Origin of the sequence: Mesorhizobium sp. M4B.F.Ca.ET.089.01.1.1 (assembly GCF_004022605.1) — a bacterium.
GTDB lineage: Bacteria > Pseudomonadota > Alphaproteobacteria > Rhizobiales > Rhizobiaceae > Mesorhizobium > Mesorhizobium abyssinicae.
This window is the reverse complement of record NZ_RZOS01000016.1, coordinates 12,537-34,199: the sequence shown is the minus strand read 5'-3', so window position 1 is coordinate 34,199 and position 21,663 is coordinate 12,537. Positions and strand designations below refer to the sequence as shown.

Annotated in this window: 26 protein-coding genes and 1 tRNA gene; 14 read left to right on the top strand and 13 right to left on the bottom strand. The window is 60.7% G+C overall.

The genetic code is table 11. From position 1 onward, the window contains the following. From EN780_RS03190 to tkt, 3 genes are all read right to left on the bottom strand, one after another. A partial coding sequence (locus EN780_RS03190) for a potassium/proton antiporter (protein WP_128271994.1) occupies positions 1 to 1,789 on the bottom strand: 1,789 nt, incomplete at its 3' end. A gap of 209 nt (positions 1,790 to 1,998) precedes the next feature. Continuing rightward, positions 1,999 to 3,009: a type I glyceraldehyde-3-phosphate dehydrogenase gene (gene gap / locus EN780_RS03185; protein ID WP_127310279.1), complete on the bottom strand. Its 1,011-nt coding sequence runs from the start codon at positions 3,007 to 3,009 to the stop codon at positions 1,999 to 2,001. 161 nt (positions 3,010 to 3,170) lie between these two features. Further along, positions 3,171 to 5,162, bottom strand: coding sequence for a transketolase (gene tkt / locus EN780_RS03180; protein WP_127393552.1), 1,992 nt, complete (start codon positions 5,160 to 5,162; stop codon positions 3,171 to 3,173). 258 nt (positions 5,163 to 5,420) lie between these two features. Between tkt and EN780_RS03175 the strand changes: the two genes are divergently transcribed. The 3 genes from EN780_RS03175 to EN780_RS03165 all read left to right on the top strand — a co-directional run bounded on the left by EN780_RS03175 (position 5,421) and on the right by EN780_RS03165 (position 6,894). Further along, positions 5,421 to 5,693, top strand: a complete 273-nt coding sequence (locus EN780_RS03175; RefSeq protein ID WP_006200774.1) for a DUF4164 domain-containing protein — start codon at positions 5,421 to 5,423, stop codon at positions 5,691 to 5,693. 4 nt (positions 5,694 to 5,697) lie between these two features. Continuing rightward, positions 5,698 to 6,063, top strand: a complete 366-nt coding sequence (locus EN780_RS03170; protein ID WP_127282781.1) for a cell division protein ZapA — start codon at positions 5,698 to 5,700, stop codon at positions 6,061 to 6,063. Positions 6,064 to 6,234: 171 nt separating this feature from the next. Continuing rightward, on the top strand, positions 6,235 to 6,894 hold the full coding sequence (locus EN780_RS03165; RefSeq protein ID WP_127282782.1) for a peroxiredoxin: 660 nt from the start codon (positions 6,235 to 6,237) through the stop codon (positions 6,892 to 6,894). Between the two features lie 260 nt (positions 6,895 to 7,154). On the opposite strand, the gene rpoH is transcribed toward EN780_RS03165, so the two are convergent. Together rpoH and EN780_RS03155 are read right to left on the bottom strand one after the other, a co-directional pair. After that, the gene (rpoH, locus tag EN780_RS03160) at positions 7,155 to 8,066 is read right to left on the bottom strand and encodes an RNA polymerase sigma factor RpoH (RefSeq protein WP_127282783.1); all 912 of its coding nucleotides are present in this window, start codon (positions 8,064 to 8,066) and stop codon (positions 7,155 to 7,157) included. Between the two features lie 211 nt (positions 8,067 to 8,277). Then, on the bottom strand, positions 8,278 to 9,318 hold the full coding sequence (locus tag EN780_RS03155; protein WP_128271993.1) for an RluA family pseudouridine synthase: 1,041 nt from the start codon (positions 9,316 to 9,318) through the stop codon (positions 8,278 to 8,280). Positions 9,319 to 9,344: 26 nt separating this feature from the next. Between EN780_RS03155 and EN780_RS03150 the strand changes: the two genes are divergently transcribed. The 3 genes from EN780_RS03150 to EN780_RS03140 all read left to right on the top strand — a co-directional run bounded on the left by EN780_RS03150 (position 9,345) and on the right by EN780_RS03140 (position 10,299). Then, the gene (locus EN780_RS03150; RefSeq protein WP_128271991.1) at positions 9,345 to 9,728 is read left to right on the top strand and encodes a fimbrial protein; all 384 of its coding nucleotides are present in this window, start codon (positions 9,345 to 9,347) and stop codon (positions 9,726 to 9,728) included. Continuing rightward, a complete protein-coding gene (locus EN780_RS03145) occupies positions 9,725 to 10,138 on the top strand; it encodes a VOC family protein (RefSeq protein ID WP_128271989.1) in 414 nt (137 codons plus the stop codon). Before EN780_RS03150 ends, EN780_RS03145 begins: the two co-directional genes overlap by 4 nt. Before the next feature lie 86 nt (positions 10,139 to 10,224). Beyond that, a tRNA-Glu gene (locus EN780_RS03140) sits at positions 10,225 to 10,299 on the top strand. Between the two features lie 125 nt (positions 10,300 to 10,424). On the opposite strand, the gene EN780_RS03135 is transcribed toward EN780_RS03140, so the two are convergent. Then, positions 10,425 to 11,420, bottom strand: coding sequence for a hypothetical protein (locus tag EN780_RS03135; protein WP_348631238.1), 996 nt, complete (start codon positions 11,418 to 11,420; stop codon positions 10,425 to 10,427). A gap of 138 nt (positions 11,421 to 11,558) precedes the next feature. Here EN780_RS03135 and EN780_RS03130 point away from each other — a divergent pair, with 138 nt between their 5' ends. Further along, the gene (locus tag EN780_RS03130) at positions 11,559 to 12,395 is read left to right on the top strand and encodes a hypothetical protein (RefSeq protein WP_128271985.1); all 837 of its coding nucleotides are present in this window, start codon (positions 11,559 to 11,561) and stop codon (positions 12,393 to 12,395) included. A 449-nt stretch (positions 12,396 to 12,844) separates the two neighbouring features. On the opposite strand, the gene EN780_RS39675 is transcribed toward EN780_RS03130, so the two are convergent. Then, positions 12,845 to 13,084 carry a hypothetical protein gene (locus tag EN780_RS39675; protein ID WP_210215018.1) on the bottom strand — a complete coding sequence of 80 codons (240 nt, stop codon included), beginning with the start codon at positions 13,082 to 13,084 and terminating at the stop codon, positions 12,845 to 12,847. A gap of 294 nt (positions 13,085 to 13,378) precedes the next feature. Between EN780_RS39675 and EN780_RS03120 the strand changes: the two genes are divergently transcribed. Together EN780_RS03120 and EN780_RS03115 are read left to right on the top strand one after the other, a co-directional pair. After that, the gene (locus tag EN780_RS03120; protein WP_128271983.1) at positions 13,379 to 13,648 is read left to right on the top strand and encodes a hypothetical protein; all 270 of its coding nucleotides are present in this window, start codon (positions 13,379 to 13,381) and stop codon (positions 13,646 to 13,648) included. Positions 13,649 to 13,705: 57 nt separating this feature from the next. Beyond that, the gene (locus EN780_RS03115; RefSeq protein ID WP_128271981.1) at positions 13,706 to 14,242 is read left to right on the top strand and encodes a hypothetical protein; all 537 of its coding nucleotides are present in this window, start codon (positions 13,706 to 13,708) and stop codon (positions 14,240 to 14,242) included. A 10-nt stretch (positions 14,243 to 14,252) separates the two neighbouring features. On the opposite strand, the gene EN780_RS03110 is transcribed toward EN780_RS03115, so the two are convergent. Further along, positions 14,253 to 15,419, bottom strand: a complete 1,167-nt coding sequence (locus EN780_RS03110; RefSeq protein ID WP_128271979.1) for a hypothetical protein — start codon at positions 15,417 to 15,419, stop codon at positions 14,253 to 14,255. 55 nt (positions 15,420 to 15,474) lie between these two features. Beyond that, positions 15,475 to 15,801, bottom strand: coding sequence for a hypothetical protein (locus EN780_RS03105; protein ID WP_128271977.1), 327 nt, complete (start codon positions 15,799 to 15,801; stop codon positions 15,475 to 15,477). Positions 15,802 to 15,909: 108 nt separating this feature from the next. Here EN780_RS03105 and EN780_RS03100 point away from each other — a divergent pair, with 108 nt between their 5' ends. The 4 genes from EN780_RS03100 (at position 15,910) to EN780_RS03085 (ending at position 18,532) form a co-directional block, all read left to right on the top strand. After that, the gene (locus EN780_RS03100) at positions 15,910 to 16,134 is read left to right on the top strand and encodes a helix-turn-helix transcriptional regulator (protein ID WP_128271975.1); all 225 of its coding nucleotides are present in this window, start codon (positions 15,910 to 15,912) and stop codon (positions 16,132 to 16,134) included. Continuing rightward, on the top strand, positions 16,131 to 16,502 hold the full coding sequence (locus tag EN780_RS03095) for a thermonuclease family protein (RefSeq protein WP_128271973.1): 372 nt from the start codon (positions 16,131 to 16,133) through the stop codon (positions 16,500 to 16,502). Before EN780_RS03100 ends, EN780_RS03095 begins: the two co-directional genes overlap by 4 nt. A 243-nt stretch (positions 16,503 to 16,745) precedes the next feature. Next, the gene (locus tag EN780_RS03090; RefSeq protein WP_128271971.1) at positions 16,746 to 18,065 is read left to right on the top strand and encodes a hypothetical protein; all 1,320 of its coding nucleotides are present in this window, start codon (positions 16,746 to 16,748) and stop codon (positions 18,063 to 18,065) included. A gap of 116 nt (positions 18,066 to 18,181) precedes the next feature. Further along, complete coding sequence (locus EN780_RS03085; RefSeq protein WP_128271969.1) at positions 18,182 to 18,532, top strand: hypothetical protein; 351 nt, start codon at positions 18,182 to 18,184, stop codon at positions 18,530 to 18,532. A 21-nt stretch (positions 18,533 to 18,553) separates the two neighbouring features. On the opposite strand, the gene EN780_RS03080 is transcribed toward EN780_RS03085, so the two are convergent. Together EN780_RS03080 and EN780_RS03075 are read right to left on the bottom strand one after the other, a co-directional pair. Beyond that, positions 18,554 to 18,835: a hypothetical protein gene (locus tag EN780_RS03080; RefSeq protein ID WP_128271968.1), complete on the bottom strand. Its 282-nt coding sequence runs from the start codon at positions 18,833 to 18,835 to the stop codon at positions 18,554 to 18,556. A 65-nt stretch (positions 18,836 to 18,900) separates the two neighbouring features. Beyond that, on the bottom strand, positions 18,901 to 19,761 hold the full coding sequence (locus EN780_RS03075) for an RNA ligase family protein (protein WP_128271966.1): 861 nt from the start codon (positions 19,759 to 19,761) through the stop codon (positions 18,901 to 18,903). 93 nt (positions 19,762 to 19,854) lie between these two features. Here EN780_RS03075 and EN780_RS03070 point away from each other — a divergent pair, with 93 nt between their 5' ends. Continuing rightward, the gene (locus tag EN780_RS03070) at positions 19,855 to 20,079 is read left to right on the top strand and encodes a hypothetical protein (RefSeq protein ID WP_245499858.1); all 225 of its coding nucleotides are present in this window, start codon (positions 19,855 to 19,857) and stop codon (positions 20,077 to 20,079) included. A gap of 35 nt (positions 20,080 to 20,114) precedes the next feature. On the opposite strand, the gene dgt is transcribed toward EN780_RS03070, so the two are convergent. Both dgt and EN780_RS03060 read right to left on the bottom strand, forming a co-directional pair. After that, positions 20,115 to 21,332, bottom strand: coding sequence for a dGTP triphosphohydrolase (dgt, locus tag EN780_RS03065; RefSeq protein ID WP_245499857.1), 1,218 nt, complete (start codon positions 21,330 to 21,332; stop codon positions 20,115 to 20,117). A gap of 97 nt (positions 21,333 to 21,429) precedes the next feature. Next, complete coding sequence (locus EN780_RS03060; RefSeq protein ID WP_128271964.1) at positions 21,430 to 21,627, bottom strand: hypothetical protein; 198 nt, start codon at positions 21,625 to 21,627, stop codon at positions 21,430 to 21,432. Between the last annotated feature and the right edge of the window lie 36 nt (positions 21,628 to 21,663).

Here is a 21,663-nt window from a genome sequence, read left to right as displayed (position 1 = left end):
GGACGAAGGCGGCGATGCGGTCGCGGATCTCGCCGGCGCTCAGGAACACCGGTACGCGCGCCACCGGCGCGGTCGGCTCGAAGGACAGGCCGAGGCCGATGATCCGCCCCTTGTCGTCGACGTCGCGCACGATGAGCTCGATCGGTCCGATCAGCACCCGGTCGGCATATTCGGGATGGCCGCCGAGCCGCTCCGTCACCAGGGCGCCGACGGTCAGCTTGCGCTCGGCCTCGGTCAGGCCCGGCCCATAGGCGGCCTCCAATTCCTCGGCCAAGCGCGTCGGATCGAGCGCGAAGGCGCCGAAGAAATCCGCGTCCTCCGGATCGACCACGGCGCGGCTGGCGAACAGCTTGTCGAGCAGGCGCGGATAACGATCCGGCACGAAGATATAGACCTGGTCGCCGGCGGCCAGCCGGCCCATGTCCTGGAAGCGCATCGAGCGGCCGTCGCGCAGCACCAGCGAGGGCCGCGCCCAGCGCGGGATGCGCTCGCCGCGCGCCACCGGGCTGCCCGGCGCCACGCGATAGGCGAGCAGCTCGTGATGGGCCGAGCCCGGCAGTTCGAGCTCGACCTTGTCGAGCGGCCCGAGCCTCGCCGGCACGATGAGGCCGAGGCGGCGCGCCAGCGGCCCGACGGTCCAGCCCTGCACGACCAGCGATACCAGCACGATGATGAAGGCGGTGTTGAAGATGACGCGGCCGTTTTCCAGGCCACCGAGCAGTGGCGTGATGGCAAGCAGGATGGAGACCGCGCCGCGCAGTCCGACCCAGGAGACGAAAGCCACCTCGGGCCGCGGCAGGCGGAACGGGACAAGGCAAAGCCAGACGGCGACCGGCCGCGCCACGAAGATCAGGAACAGGCCGAGCAGGACCGCCGGCACCAGGATCGCCGGAAACTGCGAGGGCGTGGCGAACAGGCCGAGGATCAGGAACATGATGATCTGCGCCAGCCATGACATGCCGTCCTGGAAGCGCTTGAGGATGGTGACGGCGCGGATGTCGGAATTGCCCGCTATCAGGCCGGCGAGGTAGACCGCCAGGAAGCCGGAGCCGCCAATGGCGCCGGCGGCTGCGAACACCATCAGCGACAGCGTCAGCACGAAGATCGGCAGCAGGCCGTGGTCGAGGTTCAGCCGCTCGACAAGGCGCACGATGGCGAGGCCGCCGAGAATGCCGACGACGGCGCCGACACCCATGTTGAGCAGGAAGCCGAGCGCGAGGTTGGTGACCAGCACATTGGCCTCGGGATTGGCGTGGGCGGCGATGATCTCGACCAGGGTGATGGTGAGGAAGATGGCGATCGGGTCATTGGTGCCGGATTCCACCTCGAGCGTCGCGCGCACGCGCTCGCGCAAATTGATCTCGCCGGCGCGCAGCAGAAAGAACACCGCAGCCGCATCGGTCGAGGCGACGGCGGCGCCGAGCAGGAAGGATTCCAGCCAGGTGAGGTCGAGCAGGTAATAGGCGGCGGCGCCGAACAGGCCGGTGGTCAGGATGACGCCGACGGTCGCCAGCGACAGCGCCGGCCCGGCTGCCTGGCGCAGCGCATTGAGCGGCGTGCCGAAACCGGAATCGAACAGGATGACGGCCAGCGCCAGTGAGCCGGCAAAATAGGCCAGCCTTGCGTTGTCGAATTCGATGCCGAGGCCGTCGGTTCCGGTCGCCAGACCGATGCAGAGGAAGAGAAGCAGGAGGGGAGCGCCGAAGCGAAAGGCGATCAGGCTCGAAAACGCGGCGGCAACGACAAGGGCGGTGCCGACCAGCGTTACAAGATAGATCGCATGCTCCATCCGGAATTGCCCCTCAAATCCGCCTCCCTCCCCGCTTTACGGCAGAGTGGGGCGAAGACATGACCAGTGCAAGGCGGCAGCGTGGTTTTTTGCTCCTATGGGGCTGATTTCCGGAGCTTTTGCCGCTTGGGGCGCCAGCCCGGCCCGCAAACGAAAAACGCCCGGCCGAAGCCGGGCGTCTGGTCTGGAAAGATCGAAGTCCGCCGCGATCAGGCGATGGTCTTGCCGAAGGCGACCGCGGTGTCGCCCATGCGGTTGGAGAAGCCCCATTCATTGTCGTACCAGGAGAGCACCGACACGAAGTTGCCGTCCATGACCTTGGTCTGGTCGAGGGCGACGATCGAGGAATGCGGATCGTGGTTGAAGTCGATCGAGACATTCGGGTGATGGGTAACGGCGAGCACGCCCTTCAGCTTGCCCTTGGAGGCGGCGATCACCGCTTCGTTGATCTCCTGCGCGGTGGTCGAGCGCTTGGCGATGAACTTGAAGTCGACGACCGAGACGTTCGGGGTCGGCACGCGGATCGAGATGCCGTCGAGCTTGCCCTTGAGGTCGGGCAGCACCAGGCCGATCGCCTTGGCTGCACCGGTCGAGGTCGGGATCTGCGACAGCGCCGCCGCGCGGGCGCGGTAGAGGTCCTTGTGCATGGTGTCCAGCGTCGGCTGGTCGCCGGTGTAGGAGTGGATCGTCGTCATCATGCCCTTCTCGATGCCGACGGTCTCGTGCAGCACGGCGGCGAGCGGCGCCAGGCAGTTGGTGGTGCAGGACGCGTTCGAGATGACGATGTGGTCCTTGGTCAGCTTGTCGTGGTTGATGCCGTAGACGACGGTGAGGTCGGCGCCTTCGGCCGGCGCCGAGACGATGACACGCTTGGCGCCGGCGGTGAGATGCGCCGCCGCCTTGTCGCGGGCGGTGAAGATGCCGGTGCACTCGAGCGCGATGTCGACGCCGAGTTCCTTCCACGGCAGCTGGGTCGGGTCCTTGATGGCGGTGACCTTGAACTTCTCCGAGCCGACCGAGATCTGATCGCCGTCGACCGTCACTTCATGCGGGAAGCGGCCATGCACGCTGTCGTAGCGCAAGAGATGCGCATTGGTCTCGACCGGGCCGAGGTCGTTGACGGCGACGACGTCGATGTCCTTGCGGCCGGATTCATGGATGGCTCGCAGGATGTTGCGGCCGATACGGCCGAATCCGTTGATGGCAACTCTGACGGTCATGTTTCTCTCCCTGGGAGCTGGAAGGCGATTGGGTCCGCAGCTTCATAGCGGCGGACGGGCGAAGAATCCAGCCTTGGAAGGCTTGGATTTAAATCGATTAGGTTGGGCCAGCCCGCCAAGGCGGCCATGCTTGGTTTTGACGGGCTCGCTTGGCTCAACCCTTACTTGCCGTGCAGGCGGGCTTCCGCCGCTTTCGCCGCCGCTTCGGCGGTGATGCCGAAATGCGGATAGAGCTGCTCGATGGTGCCCGAGGCACCGAAGCCGGTCATGCCGACAAAGATGCCATCGCTGCCGATAATATGGTCCCAGCCCTGGCGGATGCCGGCTTCGATTGCGACCTTCACCTTCGCATTGCCGATCGTCTTCCTGCGGTAGTCGTCGCTCTGCTGGTCGAACAGTTCGAAGCAGGGCACCGAGACGACGCGGGTCGGGTGGCCGTGCTGCTGCAGCAACTCACGCGCGCCGAGCGCGACCTCGACCTCGGAGCCGGTGGCGAAGATGGTCACCGCCGCCTCGCCGTTCGCAGCGGCGAGCTCATAGGCGCCGGACGCGCTGAGGTTCTTCTCGCTGTGCTCGGTGCGAACGGTCGGCAGGTTCTGGCGGGTCAGCGCCAGCGTCGACGGCGTCTTTTCGGATTCGAGCGCCAGCTGCCAGCACTCCGCCGTCTCGACCGCGTCGGCCGGGCGAAAGACGTTGTGGTTGGGGATGGCGCGAAGCGCTGCCACATGCTCGACCGGCTGGTGCGTCGGACCGTCCTCGCCGAGGCCGATCGAGTCATGGGTCATGACGAAGATCGAGCGGATGCCCATCAGCGAGGCGAGGCGCATCGAGGGACGGGCATAGTCGGAGAAGCACAGGAACGTGCCGCCATAGGCGATCAGGCCGCCATGCAGCGTCAGGCCGTTGATCGCCGCCGCCATGCCATGCTCGCGGATGCCGTAGTGGACATAGCGCTGGCCATAGTCGTCAGGGGTGATGTTCTTGGTCTGGCTGGTCTTGGTGTTGTTGGAGCCGGTCAGGTCGGCCGAGCCGCCGATGGTTTCCGGCACCGCGCCGTTGATGACTTCCAGCGCCATTTCCGAGGACTTGCGGGTGGCGACCTTGGGCTTGTCGGCCGAGAGCTTCTTCTTGTAGTCGGCAATGACGCTGTCGAAGTTCGACGGCAGCTTGCCGGAGATGCGGCGCTCGAACTCGCCCTTCAGCGTGGCGTCCGCCTTGGCGAGACGGCCCTCCCAATCGGCGCGGGCCTTGGCGCCGGCCTGGCCGGCGGCGCGCCAGGCGTCGAGGATGTCGGCGGGAACCTCGAAGGGCGGCGAATCCCAGCCGAAGAATTTGCGCGCGCCGGCGATTTCCTCGGCGCCGAGCGGCGAGCCGTGCGCCTTGTTGGTGCCGGCCTTGGTCGGGGCGCCGAAACCGATGGTGGTCTTGCAGGCAATCATCGTCGGCTTGTCGGAATGGCGCGCCGCCTCGATGGCGTAGGCGATGGCTTCCGGATCGAAGCCGTCGATGTGGGTGGCGTTCCAGCCGGAGGCCTGGAAGCGGGCGACCTGGTCGGTGTTGTCGGCGAGCGACACCGGGCCGTCGATCGAGATGTTGTTGTTGTCCCACAGCACGATCAGCTTGTTGAGCTTGAGATGCCCGGCGAGCGCGATGGCCTCCTGGGAGACGCCCTCCATCAGGCAGCCGTCGCCGGCCAGCACATAGGTATAATGGTCGACGAGGTCCTTGCCGAAGGCGGCGTTCATGATGCGCTCGCCGAGCGCGAAGCCGACCGAGTTGGCGAGGCCCTGGCCGAGCGGGCCGGTCGTCGTCTCGATGCCGGCGGCATGGCCATATTCGGGGTGACCGGCGGTCTTCGATCCGAGCTGGCGGAAATTCATGATCTGGTCGAGGGTCATGTCCTCGTAGCCGGTCAGATAGAGCAGCGAATAGAGCAGCATCGAGCCGTGGCCGGCCGACAGGATGAAACGGTCGCGGTCGGCCCAGTGCGGGGCCTTGGCGTCGAATTTCAGGAAGCGGGTGAACAGCACCGTGGCGATGTCGGCGCAGCCCATGGGCAGGCCCGGGTGGCCGGAATTCGCCTTCTCGACGGCGTCCATGGAAAGGAAACGGATCGCATTGGCCATCCGGTCATGTTGTTCACGCGAGGTCATGCTTCCTCCGGGGTGGGGGTTTGAGGCCCTGGGAAAGGCCTGGAAAGGGTGCGCGACACATAGCAGGCGCGGCCCTTGAGTCAACAAATCGGTGCGTTTTTGCCGGGCTTGTGATGGCCCCGGCAGACCTACATTAGCGTTAGCGGGGGACAGTCGCGAGAGCTTTATTGACGTTGCCTTCACACGGCGCCTAATGTTTCCTGGATAACGCGTTCTGAACGCGAACGATTCGGTGATGGGCAGGGTGCAGGACGAGCCATGACCGGGGAAACGACGCTTAAGGAAGTCATCGCCAGGCTGGGCAAAGCCATTGAAGGCCTGGAAAACGCCGTCGCGGCCAAGCTCGAGCACGAGCGCGACTATTCGGAGGCCGAGGCGGAGGTGCAGCGCATGAACGCCGACCGCTCAAGGCTGGCGCAGGAACTCGACAATTCCGAAGCGCGCGCCGAGCGGCTGGAAGACGCCAACAAGGAAGTATCGCGCAGGCTGGTGACCGCCATGGAAACCATCCGCGCGGTGTTGGACAGGTAGGCCAATGGCACAGGTCACGGTTTCCATCGACGGCAAGCAGTACCGCATGGCTTGCGACGAGGGCCAGGAAGAGCACCTGATCGACTTGGCCGAGCGCTTCGACCGCTATGTCGCGCATCTCAAGGACTCGTTCGGCGAGATCGGCGACCAGCGGCTGACGGTGATGGCCGGCATCATGGTCATGGACGAGCTTTCGGAGCTGCAGAAGCGCGTCAAGGGCATGGAAAGCGAAGTGCTGACGCTGCGCAAGACGCGCGACGACGCGCTGGCCAAGGCCGGCAAGAGCGACGGCGTGCTGACCGACGCGCTGGGCGCGCTGGCCCAGCGCATGGAAGACCTGGCGACGACGCTGGCGGTCAAGAAGGCCTGAGCCCGAGGCGGCAGAAATTCCTGCCGGATTTGCCGAGAAAAGATGAAAATTTTTCATCGCCGGCGCCATTCCCGGCGGCCTGCGCCGTATGAAGCCTGCCTTGGGAGTGGTAGAGATTGCGAGCGGTGCCGGCGCGGCATGCCGGCGGCAGTCAAAGGGTAGGGACATGTCATGAGTCTTCGGATCAACGATATCGCGCCGGACTTCACGGCCGAAACCACGCAAGGGACGATCAGCTTCCATCAATGGATCGGCGATGGCTGGGCGGTGCTGTTCAGCCACCCGAAGAACTTCACCCCGGTCTGCACGACCGAGCTCGGCACCATGGCCGGGCTGGAGGGTGAGTTCAAAAAGCGCAACGTCAAGATCATCGGCATTTCCGTCGACCCGGTCGCCAGCCACGACAAGTGGCAGGCCGACATCAAGACGGCGACCGGCCAGGAGGTGAAATATCCGCTGATCGGCGACAAGGACCTCGCGGTCGCCAAGCTCTACGAGATGCTGCCGGCCGGCGCCGGCGAGAGCTCGGAAGGCCGCACGCCGGCCGACAACGCCACGGTGCGTTCGGTCTATGTCATCGGGCCGGACAAGAAGATCAAGCTGGTGCTGACCTATCCGATGACCACGGGCCGCAACTTCGACGAGATCCTGCGCGTCATCGATTCCATCCAGCTGACGGCCAAGCACCAGGTGGCGACGCCGGCGAACTGGAAACAGGGCGAGGATGTCATCATCACCGCCGCGGTCTCCAACGAGGACGCGATCAAGCGCTTCGGCGCCTTCGATACGATCCTGCCGTATCTGAGGAAGACCAAGCAGCCTTCGGCGTGAGCCCTTTTACTTCTCCCCGTGAACGGTGAGAAGGTGCCCGAAGGGCGGATGAGGGGCAGCGCCGCGTTCGGCTGTGATTGCGCCGAAACCTTCGTAGGTCGTTCTGAAAGGAAAACCTCGCGGCGTGGGCGCTGCCCCTCATTGTCCTGCCGGACATTTCTCCCCGTATAGTGACGGGGAGAAAGGGCTGGTTTCGCCGCCTTCGCCAAACAAAAAAGGCGGCGCCGGAGCGCCGCCTTTTCATTTATGCCTTCAGCTGGCTAAGCCGCCGGCTGCGCCTCGATGGTGCGCAGGGCCTGGGTCTGGCGCTTGGCTGCGGCCTTGACCGCGTCCTGCACCTTCTCGAAGGCGCGCACCTCGATCTGGCGCACGCGCTCGCGGCTGATGTCGAACTCGGCCGACAGCTCTTCCAGCGTCAGCGGCTCGTCGGCGAGGCGGCGCGCCTCGAAGATGCGCCGTTCGCGCTCGTTGAGCACGGAAAGGGCGCCCGACAGCATGGAGCGCCGGTTTTCCAGCTCGTCCTGCTCGATCAGCATCTCTTCCTGGCTTTCGTGGTCGTCGACCAGCCAGTCCTGCCATTCGCCGGACTCGCCCTCGCTGGCGCGGATCGGGGCATTGAGCGAAGCGTCGCCCGAGAGGCGGCGGTTCATCGACACCACTTCCGCCTCGGAGACGTTGAGGCGCGTGGCGATCTCGGCGATCTGCTCGGGCTTCAGGTCGCCATCGTCGAGCGCCTGGATCTTGCCCTTCACCTTGCGCAGATTGAAGAACAGGCGCTTCTGGTTGGCGGTGGTGCCCATCTTGACCAGGCTCCACGAGCGCAGGATGTACTCCTGGATCGAGGCCTTGATCCACCACATGGCATAGGTGGCGAGCCGGAAGCCGCGCTCCGGTTCGAATTTCTTGACGGCCTGCATCAGGCCGACATTGCCTTCCGAGATCACCTCGCCGATCGGCAGGCCGTAGCCGCGATAGCCCATGGCGATCTTGGCGACGAGCCGCAAATGGCTGGTGACGAGCTTGTGCGCGGCCGTGGTGTCCTCATGCTCGGCGTAACGCTTGGCGAGCATGTACTCTTCCTGCGGCTGAAGCATCGGAAAGCGACGGATTTCTTCCAGGTAGCGGCTGAGGCCGCCTTCGCCGGAAACGATACTGGGTAGTGACTGGGCCATGATAGCGCCCCCTCTCTATTGGAGTGATGCCCCCGAAACGCGGCGGGCATGTGACGCGAATGCCAATCGGCTCATCCGCGGCAACTGGTGTATATAGGAACAAAACCAGAAAAGACAGGCATTTGTTCAACACGAAACAGTGTGTCACGCTGAAGTGAACAACGCCAGTCAGGTTTTTTGATGGTTGGCTTGAAGCGTCTTGATGGCGGGCTCAGAGATTGCGAAAGCCGCCGACGAGTTCCTCCATGTCCCTCGGTATCGGCGCCTCGAACCTCATCGTTAGATGGGTAGCCGGGTGTCGGAATTCAAGCAGCCAAGCGTGCAGAGCTTGCCGCGGAAAGGCATTGACAGCGCCTTTCAGCGGTTCGGGCAACCGGTTTGCCTTGGTGCGGAAGGCCTGGCCGTAATCGGGATCGCCGACGACGGGATGCCCGATATGAGCCATGTGGACGCGGATCTGGTGGGTGCGGCCGGTCTCCAGCCGGCATTCGACCAGGCTTGCGGTGGCGAGGTCCTTCTGCCGCTCGCCGAAGCGCTCCATCACGCTAAAGTGCGTGACAGCGTGGCGGGCGTCGTCGCGGCCTAGCGGCACTACGGCGCGGCGCACGCGGTCGGCGGCGCGGCCGAGCGGCGCATCGACCGTGCCGGTCGGCCTCGACGGAATGCCCCAGACCAGCGCCAGATAGGCGCGTTCGAGGTCGCCGGTGCGGCCGTGGTCGGCAAAGGCCTCCGACAGCGCCTTGTGGGCGCGGTCGGTCTTGGCGACGACCATGACGCCGCTGGTCTCCTTGTCGAGACGATGAACGATGCCGGGCCGCCTGACGCCGCCAATGCCGGACAGGCTGTCGCCGCAATGGTGGATGAGCGCATTGACCAGCGTTCCGGTCCAGTTGCCGGCGCCGGGATGCACGACCAGTCCCGCCGGCTTGTTGATGACGATCAGCTCGTCGTCCTCATGGAGGATGTCGAGGGCGATCGCCTCGCCGCGGGGCTCGGCCGGCTCGGGCTCCGGCATCTCGATCGCTACCCGCTCGCCGGCGGACATCTTGCGCTTGGCCTCCTCGACGACCTTGCCGCCGATGCTGACCGCGCCCTGCCTGATCAGCATCTGCACGCGGCTGCGCGACATGTCAGGGCCGAGTTGGCCGGCCAGCCATTGGTCGAGGCGCTGGCCGACGGCATCGCCTCCTGCCTGCAGCACGATCGGGGCTGCCTCTATGAATTGCTGGGTCTCTTCGCTATGAGCGCTCATCGAAAGAAGGTTCCGGAATTTTTGCCATGGTCAGGCCGATTGCCGACGAAGACGAAGAAAAGCCGCTCGATCCCGGGGTCGAAAGCGTGCGGAAGAAACTCTTGCGCTTCATGGCCATCAATCTCGGCCTTTTGTTGCTTGCCCTTATGGTGGTGATCGGAGCGCTTGTCTACAAAGCGCGCAACGCGCCGCCCGCCGGCGCCCCGCTTGCCAGCGATATCCAGGTGCCGGCCGGCGAACCGTTGAGCGCCGACATCGTGCTGCCCGTCGGCGCCAAGGTGGTCAGCCAGTCGCTGTCCGGCAACCGCATCTCGATCGATGCCGAGCTTGCCGACGGCAGTCGCGCCATCTTCGTCTACGACATTGGCGAGCGCCGTCTCGTCGGCCGTTTCGCCATTCGCAACAAATGACGGGCTTTGCCGACAACCGCCGGGTGGCCACGGTGGCGATCGTGGTCAGGGACTATGACGAGGCAATTGCCTGGTATGTCGAGCGGGCGGGCTTCGTGCTCGCCGACGATGTCGACCCCGGCGGCGGCAAGCGCTGGGTCACCGTCGCGCCGGCGAACGGAAACGGCGCGCGGCTGCTGCTGGCCGAAGCATCCGACGCCGAGCAGGCAAGCCGCATCGGCGACCAGACCGGCGGCCGGGTCTTCCTCTTCCTCGAGACCGACGACTTTGCCCGCGACCACCAGGCGATGCTCGCAAACGGCGTCGAGTTCCGCGAAGCGCCCCGCTTCGAGGCCTATGGCACGGTGGCGGTGTTCGCCGATCTTTACGGCAATCTCTGGGACCTGATCGAGCCGAAACGACAGGGCTGAGCTCGACAGTTTTGGAATGTCAGCGAACGCGCCGAAACCCCAGTTGCTTTTTCCCAGCCGCCAGCCTATGTAGCCGGTTCTTGAGCGCGCCCATCGTCTAGCGGTCAGGACACCGCCCTCTCACGGCGGGAACAGGGGGTCGATTCCCCTTGGGCGTACCAAGCTTTTCAACGTCTTAGCTGGCCGCCTCCGCAAATCGTCTAATAACGGTCGAATAAGCCTTCCGAGGCGCCGGACGCACGGCGGGTGAACGCCACGCGAGTGCGCCTCAAGCGGTGGCCGCCAACTAAGCCCTGAAGGTTGGCTCCCAATCGTCGATCAGATCGTAGACCGGACCGAAGTCGAGGTACCGTTCGTCCAGCGTGCGTGCCAGACCGACTTCACCAGCGTCGCAGATTGCGGCCACCATGCTTTCGAGGCTTACCGCCCGGAATGGGAGCGCTTCGCTACCAGCGACATCCAGGTGGCACTGGTACGCTTCGATTGTCGTTCTGATCTCATGGTTGAGAGTTGGGAACACTACCGCGAACATCCCCCGATCGAAATGGTGGCGCTCGTACACCATCGATTGGCATAGGCAGTGTTCGGCGAAGAACTGCCTTAAAGGCGCGCGGTGCAACGCAGTGTCATCCGCATCAACAAAGAGCCGCGACCGCCGTGCGACCTCAAGATGTCTATCCTTCACCGGTGTGGCTGTCCCGGAATAGCATTCTGAGTATTTCAACTCGATGCCGATAAAGGCTGATCGATCATCGCCGTCAGTGTAGGCGACGAGAATGTCTAGCGCTGTGTGGTCGCCGATGTAGGAGTTGTCGCCTCTTCCCGGCGAGGTTTCGAAGAATATCCCGTTCACGGTCTTGGCATTGATTCCGAAGGCGCTCATGAGAACCGTCCTGGCCAGGGCAAGATCCAGTTTCAGGGGACCAAAGAGGTTGAAGACCAAAGCCGAGCTGCTGAGGAGATTTTCCCAAGCTCTGGTTTCGTCGATGAGTGCGCCACGCTCCCGATAGGCCAGTTCACGCCTCACCAACTTGGCGATGTCCGGTCGCAGATAATTCACTCCCGCTCTGGCTGCCGAATTATCCAGACGGCTCCCTAGTTTCCGGGTGCCCTCTGTCGCGTGCGAATAAACACCCACGGGAAACCCGTTGCGCCCTCGCCATATCGACTGGAGCAACCGCGCGCATGACTGGAAACGCGTGTCCAGGGGCTCATGGACGTCGAAGCGTTCAAGGACGTCGCGAGGTGGAATTGGAAGGCTGGGCTGATGGTAGGGGAGCATTTCGTATCCTTTTTGCCACATTACGCAAAGGATTCGCGGCTCGAAGGCACAAATTTACAGCAGTCGGTTATCTACCCCCCAGCCTGAACTCTATACGTCACGCACCGGCCTTCGGTGCGTGAGCAATAGGAGACCGGCGTGTCAGCCAAAACTAAGCCTTGCCCGTTCGATGATCGTCCCGCACCTGCCGAGTGGGCGGAAATGCGCGGTGGACCGCAAAACTTTCATCTCCCATTGGGCGGGATGCCTGTCACTTCCAAATGCAGCTTCTACATTTCCGGAGCTGAATTTTTCCGACTTTACGACGCGGTGCAGTATGCCAATTCCTGTGGTCGGCTGATGAACGCCGAACTCACGATCAGCTTTGACGGATCGGACGCCCGCAGCCAGGACTTCTTTCGTTCATTCCTGGCGAGATACCGCGCCTGGTGCGAGTATCGACAAATCCCGTGTGTGTACATCTACGTGTGGGAGCGGCCACCGAACACACGCCTTCATGCCCATCTTCAGTTGCACATACCAGATAATACCCAAGGCAAAGCAGTGGCTTGGGTAAGGCGAACTTTGGATTGCATCGATCCAACGTCCGGTGACCGGCTAGTGGCCGACAAAAAGCTGGCAGTTCGGAAAGCCATCGATGTTGTCAGCCAGTGGGCGTGGTTCCGATACATCGTCAAGGGGATAAACCCCCGTTTGGGCAATGAGAGCGTCGCTGACACCGAGATTTATCGATTTGCCCGCCACTTCGGAATAAAAGGGGTTGCCCAAGGGATCATTCCATTCAAGCGAACCGGCCGCTCGCTCCAAATTTCCGATCGGGCTCAACGGCTAGCGATGAAGCGAGGCGAATTCCACCGTGTCGGCATATTCGACTGGGATTCGACGTTTGAGGAGGCATGGTCGGACTTCTGGTACCGGCAATTCCTGGCCCGCAAAGAGCGGGCCGCCCCCTCCGCAATATCAAGCCTATTCTAGGCGTCTCCTTTTCTGCGTTTTCCCCTTCGGCACGGAAAACGCAGAAAAGCAGCGGTTCGAACACAGGTTGGCTTTCGTAAGCCGTTGTGAAGTCAGTTAAATATATCGGGCTTTATGGTATGCGCCGAGTTCCGGCGGCCGGCAGCCCTGTTTTCGAGGAATTCGATAAACGCCTTCACGCCTTTGGCTGCCTCTCGCGGTTGCCCGTCGACATAAAAGGTCCCTGTGCTCGGGTAGAAGTTCGCATCACCTACCTTCAGATGATTGGGGCCGCAGCGCACAACCCTCCGACCGGCACCGCTAGCCCATTTTTCGAGCGTGCGGGTTGCCTCGGCTATCCGGTCATTGATGGGATAATCTGACGTTGACATGGGTCCCTTTCCATTAGGCGAATTCCGCCATTTGCCTGACAGATTGTTCTTGATAGAGAAGATCCATTCGATAGTGGTTCAGTTGGTGCTGTCTTTAAGAGATGGTCGGTTTCCGTGCCCCTGATAACCGGCTGGCGAAACCCGGGGGTCTATCCCCCTAGCCCCGTCTTCCAGGGCGGCAAGCCAGGTCACAGCGCTCGACCACAATACCAGCCGCCGTTTGCCGATCTTCACGGACCGGAGGCGGCCCGCATTGATTTCTTGATAGGCAAGGGTCCGCCCAATTGATGCCCAATGACAAAACTGGTCGATCGTCATGGCGCCTCGGTCCGATGACGGGTGTGCTTCTGATGACATGGTTTGCTCCCTTAACTGGCGGATCCTCGCGGCCATAGGGAGTTGTGGGGTGCCTGTTAATACTGGCGCTTCTCGTGGGTAATGCTGCGGATCGTTCCTGGCCAAAAAATAGTCCCTAATTCGGCCGCACGCAGCCTCCCGTAAGCGGGAGCGGGGGCGCTGGTACTATCCCTCCGGAAAACGAAAACGCGCTGTGGCGGCTCCTCTTCAATTCTCCCCACTGCCACGTTACCCTGATGCGAGACGGGGGGAACAATGAAAACAACAACTGCTTTGCTGCTCTCGGGAGTAGTGCTGAGTGGATGTAACTGGCTGCGGGATGAACCTCAGCAGCAAGAAATGAGCCATTGCTTTTCGGTCACGCAGGGTGTGGGCCAACAGCCATATTCGCCCATACTGCTCGATGCATGTACTGGCCGCTCGTGGCTTCTGGTGAAAGCGAACAAGCCCGATGGAAGCTTCACCTATCAGTGGCTTGCGCTAGAGCGGTTCGACACGGCTAATCCCGCGCTGACTGCGAACTAAGGAAGGAAGATGCACCAGCCTAGCAGAGAGAGTTCAGAAGCAGTGAGGAGTAAAGCGATGTCGGACGACGGTCAGAGAAGGCCACATATCCGGCTTGCAGCCGAGAACGACCGAAAGTCGGTCGATAAGGCGCGGGCAAAATATGAAATCGAATGGCCCCTTCGGAAGCTGGCTGCGAATATCATGCGGGTGTCGCGCGGTGCTGGCGAGCCTTATAGCGTAATTCAGCAATGCATTGACGTGGTGAAGGGCGCCCAATCGTTCTGCGACAAATGCGGTGACTGGCCGGATGACATTGAGGTGCGAGAGGCACTCGATTTCCACGATCCGAGACTTCGAGACTACACCCTGCCGAATGACGAGCGATCATCAGCGATTGAAGACATAGTCGAGGGGGCGCTTCGCTTGGCGGCAGGTCGGTTGCTCAGACAGGATTTGCAAGAACGACACGGAGAGAAAGACCTGCTTGAGGGGGTTCGGCGGCTGGAGCACTATCACGCGGAATTGCGCGCGAAGTGGGATGCTGAAAGAAAGGCTGCGAGGGCCAAGCCGGCACCCCGCAGCAAGAAACTCATTCGCAAACCGAAGCTCTGAGGTACTTCGATCAATCGGCGTATTTCCCGCCCTTGGTCAGATCGACACCTACCGTGCGCATTACCGCCAGCGCACGGGTAGCTGGCGACGGCATTGTTTCCCATGTGCCACGAGGATCATCCGGCAAAGGAAAGTGGAACCAGCTCGACCGGGTGTTGCACGGAACGTAACGCAGCATCTCGTGCATATCTTGGCCTGGATAGATGTCACGCATCAGGTTCAAACGCTCGAAGTGCAGCCACTCGGAATAGGCAGCTAAGAGTTGGTCGCGTGGAATCTCTGACGTTGGTGCAGCCGCCGGTTCAGGAGAGGTGAATTTTGCGCCCTCGCCCGCCAGGCGCCGGATATCCTCGGCGATAGAGGCGTGCGCTGCGTTCGCGTTGTCATAATCCTCAAGCTTGAGCCTGTCGTTCGCCCTGAGCTTCACCATCATGCCGTCGATGGTTTGTGCGGGGACGGCGAAGATGCGCATCCCGACCTCCCACTCTTGATCGCAGGCGTCTTTGAACTCTGGTTCTCCGGTTTCATAGCCGAGGAGGCGGAGTTGCTCCTGGTGCTTATTTTTGAACTGAGCCCATTCGGCCTCCACCAGAGCACGCTCTTGGTCGCGCTGGTTCTGCCACTCTGCGACGGGTGCCGGCCGCCAAGTTCCCTCCTTCAGGTCTGCGACCGTGGCGTTCTGCAGTGCCGATTGATTCATCTGCCAGAGGTCCTCCGGCATTCCTGGCTGCTTTCGCTCCCACGCGTCGGGCGTAAGAGGCCTGGGGCCGGCAGCTCGTTCGGCTTTCTTGCTTCTGCGCGCTTGGGCCCGCTCGATCTTCTTCAGCCGCGCAGACGCCACTTCCATCTCGGCTTCGAGCCGGAACAACTCAGCATCGGGATGTTCGACGGCATTCGCGACGCTGGGGGACGGCGTTGGTCCTGCATGCGTTTCTCGTGCATTGACCACTGCTGCGAAGGCCGCCGTGGCCGCCGCTGAAGATGTGAGAAGGGTACGACGGTCTACGTGCTGGTTCATGAAACTCTCCTGTACAATGGGCTCGGTTTGGCTTTCCGCACGCGCATGCCAGGGCATCAGCACCTTACGAAAGAAGGCGCGAACGTGGGTGAAGCGCTGTGGATTGCGGGGGTAATCAGACATACCTTCGGCGGCTGTCTGAGCGTTGGTGTTCGACATTTCAATTTCTCCTCGTATTGGCGCTGGTGGCAGGTAACAATGCCTGGGGCCATGATCATGCACCCCAAGCGTAGGACGATCGCGCAAAGGCCATGCCGCGCGCTTCCATTTCGGCTTCCGTCTCGCTGATCCGGCGAACATGTTCGAGATAGAGCGAGAGTTCCCAAGGGAGGCGCTTGCGGCACTGCTCGACGAATGCCGGCCGATGTACAGGGATGTTCGGGAGGAGCAGTTCGTCAGCCTCGGCAATGACTTTCAGACTCTGCGTAACCATCCGAATTGTTTCGCCGACTTCCTGGCTGGAAATTCGCCAAGCATCTGCGACAAGGGGGCGGTACGCGTCTGTCGCCGGCGTGAGGTCAAGGGAAACCAGGGCTGTCATCAAAGCACCCGTTGCGCTAAATTGCCTACACGTGTATTCGTAACTACATACGTAGCGATCGTCAAGATATTTCGCTACGCCTGTATTCAAAATTGGAGATTTAGGTGCATGGCTGAGCTAACGCCCGAGGCAAACAGGGCTGCCCGAGCGATTTTAAAATGGTCGGTCCGCGAGTTGGCGGAGCATGCCGGAATCGCGTTTTCCACGGTCCATCGCTTCGAAACGACGGGGGCAGCGACAGACACCACAAAGGACAAGATCAAGGCGGCCTACCTGGCCCATAAGGTCGAAATCACCAATGGGGACGGCACGGGTGCCCGGCTTCTACGATGATCGAGACGATACTGGTCTGCCTTAGCTTGACGGCAGTGGATGGCGACACCGTCAAATGCGACGGGAGAAATATGAGGCTGCTGGGGCAAGGTGTCCCATACCAGAGAGGGATAGACACGCCTGAAATCACCCACGCTAAATGCAAGAAAGAGCTGAAACTTGCGCAGCTCGCGAAGAGCCGACTTCGCGAGCTTTTAAGGCAAGATGGGCTAACAGTCGTTTATTCAGGGTTCAACGATAAAACGCCACAGCAGCGCCCGCTGGTAGACATCTACGACTCGGACGGAAACGAGCTGGGTCAACGAATGTTGCGGGAGGGGTTCGCTCGCGAATGGAGGCCGAAGCACAAAAACAACTGGTGCGATTGACGCGCGCATCAAAGGCGTGTTGGGGCCACAAGGCTGGCTGCCTCTGGACCCCCGGTCCGAAATGCCCGCTCGGAAGCGTGTCCTTCATCCCCATGAATTTCATCAGATGCTACGCTTCCGGCAACTCAATCGCTTAACCAGCAGGGATCGCCGCGAGATCAAACCGTTCAACCATCAAGCCATTTACTTGACTGCCCATATCAGAACGAACACCATGCTACCTTCGCAAAAGGGGGGCTAAAGGTGACCAGGCTGCTTCGAACTTTTCTCTATTCTATGCTTGCTTTCGTTCTCTCATGCGCGCCTACATTCGCCCTTGATCTCTATAATATCACGAAGGAAACGCACGTTGTGCCGTTGTCGGGCGATATCGGCTCAAATGTAAAGCTTGGGTTGGGCCTAAATCTAGACGATCCCGACAGCCCTGTACCTGCTCCTCTCGGTCCATTTGCAGAACCCACAATGCCGAACGCTGCTAAGGTGCAGCAAGGACTTAAGCGGGACGAGATATTCAGCTCGACGACTGCTTTTATCGAGGATCAGACCGACTACGAATTAACTCATGTTCTGCGCGCAAACATGAAGGCGACGTTCGCGTTCGGTTCTGGGAACGTCGCGTTTGACTACGTAAAGCGGGTGACAGCATCGTCCGACGTGATCGTTGCGATCATCTCGCAGAGTATCACAAGTGCTCCTATCGACAGTCATTCAATAGTTTGGAAGGGCGCTCCAAGCTCCGAGCAAATCAGCAGCAGGGATGAGCGCCTTTTGCAGTTCGTCGCCGACTACGGCTCGCACTACGTACAGGCGATCCGATATGGGTACAAGGTTGCCATCTATGGTCGGAAGCAGAAGGGGACCGAAGCAGAGAGCCGTCAGTTCAAAGCTGCCTTCAAAGCTGCATTCGGTTCGGTATCAGGGGCAGGCAATGTCGCGGAAAGCGTCAAGACCGAACTCAGAGCAGCGAATGTTGAGTTGCGGGCTGAGGTTACCTCAGGCGGCCTGGAGCCTAGAGGCGCAACAACGTTCACATCTTTCGATCAAATCGCCCAATTCCTAGACGGGATACGAACCGGCAATGTGACACTCTACTCGGGGCCAATCGAGGTGACAGCGAAATCGTATTGGCACACGCTGCAGGGCTATCCGAAAACTAGAGCAGTCCTTGAGGCGAACATAGGCCGGGTCGAAGCGCCCTTCGGCGTGCCAAAAGGCACGGTCGTCGCGTGGAACCCGCCCCCCGAAGCGCTTCATAAGATTGGCGACGTCAAAGCTGATTTGATGTTGCCCGAGGGCTGGGCATTGTGTGACGGCACCCGAGGCACGCCAAATTTGACGGACAAGTTTATCCTTGGCAGTGCTCCGTTGCAGGTCGGAGAGACGGGTGGATCCGATACGCATACGCACACGACGACCGCAAGAATCGACAGCTTTGAGGAGGGCGGGCTCCATGTAAGTGGAGGCTCGCAGGGTGGGTACTGGCAGATTAAGGCGCATGCTGATACGTCAGCCACAACGGTACTGCCGCCCTACTACAGACTGGTCTACATTATGCGTCTATAGCCAGCCCAAGCGCTGACCTTTGGGCCGCAATCGTACGGACGATATCCTCCGAAGGAATTGAGGCAAATCCAATGCTTGGAGGTCTTCTAAACCGACTTAGTGAACACGACCAACCAATGTCATTTTTTCGCCAATGGCTTGATCGCCAAAAAGAGTTCCTGGACTTCGCGAAAACGCTGATCGAATGCTCGATTTTACTCGCGCTATTGCAGATTGCGGCGACGAAATTCCATTCAGGTCTCATATGGGTTTTGTGGCTGCTTCTCTATCTAGCGCTCTTTGGATACCTGACGGCCTATTTCCGGTTCCTCGGCATGCTTTTTGCCGAACGGATGGGGGACCGGGGATCTCCGCGACGAACGCTCCTTAGGATGGTGGGCCTGGCCGCTTTGCTATTCAACATGGCGTTGCCGTGGCTGATCACCCCAATTCTTGAACAGATGATCAACGCTGGGCTGGGCAGCTAGTGCCGGATCGGCACCGGTTAGCTACGGGCAAGGCGTCCAGCCCTTGCGTTGCTCTGGCGTCAATGCATGGTTCGTGAATTGCAGGTTTCGATCGTCGCGACCGGCAGCGCGGCATTCGTGGCAATAGATGATTTTCAGCAGATCCCAATGCAGACAGGGCTGGTCCGGGCCGAACCGTTTGACCAGGGCGGCTACGTCAAGAACCGCGCGGCGCTGACAGCCGAAGCAGTGAACCGATAAGCCTGTGCCGGCGGCCAGTTTGCCTCCCAAGGTGGCTTCTGAAAACGGATATTCCTTGCCCATGGCGATCCTCGTGCTGAAAAGGGTCGCCGCACCGATGAGGCATTTATTCCTGACACCCGCTGGCTTCAAGCCGATTCGTCGCGAAAATCTTTGAGCGAGGCATGACGCAACGTCTCCTCGCCCTTCAGGAATTTCACTCGGCCAACGAGGCCCGGCATCAGCCATTCGGCCTTCTGCTTCGCCAACCCCTTGGGTGGCGGCGCGCCGGTTTTGCCCTGCACGCGATCCCATAGCGCCTGACGCTTGTCGGCCCTGAACGTGACGAAGGCGCCGCCCATATAGCGGCCCTTGTCGGCCATGAGCACCATCGCGGGTTTACCCGCTTCGCGCTGCACGCCGATGATGTCCATCTCCTTCTCGACGTAGCACTTGATCTTGCGCCAATTCATGGTCGAGCCGGAGCGGTAGACGCTGTCCAGGCGCTTCGAGACGATGCCCTCAAGGTTCGCCTCGCAAGCGAGGTGGTAGACGGCGTCACCGGTGCCGGGCAGCGCCTCGCTGAACTGAATATGCCCGCCGGACGGGATCAGTGCCTGCAGCACCTCCCTGCGGTCCTGGAGCGGCATATCGCGAAGGTCATGGCGATTGAGGTGGAGAAGATCGAAAGCCACCAGGTAGAGGTCTTGCGGGCGCCTGGTGATGGCCGAACGCAAGGCATGGAAGTCGGACAGGCCGGCATCATTGGTGACGATCATCTCGCCTTCAATGATGAAGCTTTCGGCCTTCAGCTTTGCCGCTTCCTTGGCGATCGGGCGGTACTTGCTCGTCCAGTCGATGCCGGTCTTCGTATAGAGCCGGATGCCATCCTCGTCCTTGACAAGCTGGGTTCTGTAGCCGTCGAATTTCACCTCATGTGACCAGCCATCGCCCTTTGGAGGCTCTTCGACCAACTCGGGCTCCATTGGCTTGATGAAAGTGAGACGCAACGCACTACCCCAACAACAACGCGATTCAAGGCGCGGGCCGCAACCTTGTTCCGGAACATTTTAGCAAAATTGAATGTTTATTTGGTTATGGAGATGATGGACATCACCGAGTGCCGCGCAGCGCTCAAGCTTATCCGCGCCACGATCGAGGAGCATTGCCCGCCCGGCGTGCTGATGAGCGAGGAGCAGGTGAACGGCCACTATGGCCCGACGCTACTCGACGAAGCCGAGGCACTGTCGGTGGCGATTGTCGCCACGGTGGAGCGACTCTCTTTTGACGGCATACCGAAGCCGCCGGCCGCGAGCATCAAAACCTGAACGATGGCGCACGCTGAGTTTGCCAGAAGATAGACTTATCGTACGATCGGGTCGAGTACTGAACCGGCTTCCAGTCCAAACAGACGAGCATGGAGCTTGATGACCTCGCCTTCGGTGAGGCTTGCGACGCAATCCGCAGCGAACCTGGCACGGGTTATGTCAAAATCCTGAATGTAAGCTAGGCGGCTTGGGAGGAACTTAGGAGGGAAAATTTTGAGCCCTTTTAGCTCCGCTTCGTTTGAAACATAAAAGCAGTCAAAAAGGTCCCGAATTAGCAATCCTTGGCCATGTTGCTGTGCCAGAAGCGCCGGTGATGAGATAATATATTGGCGAGCAATCTGCTTCAGCAATTTCACTTCTGCTTCTCGATCGGGATCGATGACAACGCCAGAACTCCCTTTTGCGGGGTGAAGGCTAACGGCTTCCAGATATCGCGTGATTAGGTGCGAAGTCATATTGCGCAACGCTACCCGCTGAGTTCGGCTACCCTCATAGGGACGTTCCCGCACTTCTCCTATTCCGGTCAGGACGTCCTCCACGCGCCCGAATGCCTTCTTAAGGCGCCCTTCAGCGCTAGGTGGCGCCCCATGCCAGTTCCGTAGGGTGTTCCCTATCAATTCCTCCCCACCATCTCCGAAGATGCTTTCCCACGGGATTGCTCTGCAGCGATGAAATTCCTCCAGGTCGTGTACGGAATAGGCTATGTCGTCGGCCCAATCCATTAAGGCTGCTTCGGCGGTTTGCACGCCTTCGGGATGGAATGCTCGCGCGAACTCGAAGTCAGCTTGATCGCACCTGTAGGCGCCCCACTTCTTTTTTCGGTCTGGGTGCTCCTTCTCCCTGAACCACGGGTACTTCATGCACGCCGCCATCGTGGCTCGGGTCAAATCCAAGCCGGGACAGCTCTCGTACCTGACGCCAAGCATCGTAATGATGTGAAAGGTCTGAGCATTTCCTTCGAACCCTTCCTCATCACCGGCTGCGGTGACAAGCTGGTCCAGAGTACTCTCGCCTGCGTGTCCGAACGGGGGATGCCCTAGATCATGCGCCAATCCGGCTGCATCCACGACTTCGGGGTCTATGCCCAACTCATCGCAGGCGGCCCCAAATTTCTGCTGGCAGTATTGGGCTATGCGCTTGCCTACCTGAGCTACTTTAAAGGTATGTTGCTGGCGGGTGTGAAAAACATCCGCCTCGCCCGCGCGGACAACCTGCGTGACTCCAGCCAACCTCTGGAAGGCTGACGAGTACATAATCCGATCACGATCTCGTTCGAAATCGCGTCGCTGATCTCCTTTTGAGATGTTATGGCGCCGCTCTTGCCGATACTGCAGCGACCATATTGGCAATTTATGCAGCTTCCCGAACTAGCTGCATTTCGGAGCCCAGGCGCAATTGTCCTCGCTCCAGACACAATTGAAGCGCTCTTTGAATTTCACGCCTTTGATAGCCTTTTGCCCTAAGCTCGCTCATCAATTTTCGCACGCTAATGCCATCGTTGCGTGCCATTTCGAGCAGGTCGGCCCTTAGTTGATTGATATCCGACATTATCATCTCCCTCGAATCCGAACTTTCTCATACCGT

Bases quoted from the DNA above. Each gene is read 5' to 3' on its own strand.
- gap (WP_127310279.1), bottom strand. From the start codon at position 3,009: ATGACCGTCAGAGTTGCCATCAACGGATTCGGCCGTATCGGCCGCAAC.
- tkt (WP_127393552.1), bottom strand. From the start codon at position 5,162: ATGACCTCGCGTGAACAACATGACCGGATGGCCAATGCGATCCGTTTC.
- EN780_RS03175 (WP_006200774.1), top strand. From the start codon at position 5,421: ATGACCGGGGAAACGACGCTTAAGGAAGTCATCGCCAGGCTGGGCAAA.
- EN780_RS03170 (WP_127282781.1), top strand. From the start codon at position 5,698: ATGGCACAGGTCACGGTTTCCATCGACGGCAAGCAGTACCGCATGGCT.
- EN780_RS03165 (WP_127282782.1), top strand. From the start codon at position 6,235: ATGAGTCTTCGGATCAACGATATCGCGCCGGACTTCACGGCCGAAACC.
- rpoH (WP_127282783.1), bottom strand. From the start codon at position 8,066: ATGGCCCAGTCACTACCCAGTATCGTTTCCGGCGAAGGCGGCCTCAGC.
- EN780_RS03155 (WP_128271993.1), bottom strand. From the start codon at position 9,318: ATGAGCGCTCATAGCGAAGAGACCCAGCAATTCATAGAGGCAGCCCCG.
- EN780_RS03150 (WP_128271991.1), top strand. From the start codon at position 9,345: ATGGTCAGGCCGATTGCCGACGAAGACGAAGAAAAGCCGCTCGATCCC.
- EN780_RS03145 (WP_128271989.1), top strand. From the start codon at position 9,725: ATGACGGGCTTTGCCGACAACCGCCGGGTGGCCACGGTGGCGATCGTG.
- EN780_RS03135 (WP_348631238.1), bottom strand. From the start codon at position 11,420: ATGCTCCCCTACCATCAGCCCAGCCTTCCAATTCCACCTCGCGACGTC.
- EN780_RS39675 (WP_210215018.1), bottom strand. From the start codon at position 13,084: ATGACGATCGACCAGTTTTGTCATTGGGCATCAATTGGGCGGACCCTT.
- EN780_RS03120 (WP_128271983.1), top strand. From the start codon at position 13,379: ATGAAAACAACAACTGCTTTGCTGCTCTCGGGAGTAGTGCTGAGTGGA.
- EN780_RS03115 (WP_128271981.1), top strand. From the start codon at position 13,706: ATGTCGGACGACGGTCAGAGAAGGCCACATATCCGGCTTGCAGCCGAG.
- EN780_RS03110 (WP_128271979.1), bottom strand. From the start codon at position 15,419: ATGTCGAACACCAACGCTCAGACAGCCGCCGAAGGTATGTCTGATTAC.
- EN780_RS03105 (WP_128271977.1), bottom strand. From the start codon at position 15,801: ATGACAGCCCTGGTTTCCCTTGACCTCACGCCGGCGACAGACGCGTAC.
- EN780_RS03100 (WP_128271975.1), top strand. From the start codon at position 15,910: ATGGCTGAGCTAACGCCCGAGGCAAACAGGGCTGCCCGAGCGATTTTA.
- EN780_RS03095 (WP_128271973.1), top strand. From the start codon at position 16,131: ATGATCGAGACGATACTGGTCTGCCTTAGCTTGACGGCAGTGGATGGC.
- EN780_RS03085 (WP_128271969.1), top strand. From the start codon at position 18,182: ATGTCATTTTTTCGCCAATGGCTTGATCGCCAAAAAGAGTTCCTGGAC.
- EN780_RS03080 (WP_128271968.1), bottom strand. From the start codon at position 18,835: ATGGGCAAGGAATATCCGTTTTCAGAAGCCACCTTGGGAGGCAAACTG.
- EN780_RS03070 (WP_245499858.1), top strand. From the start codon at position 19,855: ATGATGGACATCACCGAGTGCCGCGCAGCGCTCAAGCTTATCCGCGCC.
- dgt (WP_245499857.1), bottom strand. From the start codon at position 21,332: ATGTACTCGTCAGCCTTCCAGAGGTTGGCTGGAGTCACGCAGGTTGTC.
- EN780_RS03060 (WP_128271964.1), bottom strand. From the start codon at position 21,627: ATGTCGGATATCAATCAACTAAGGGCCGACCTGCTCGAAATGGCACGC.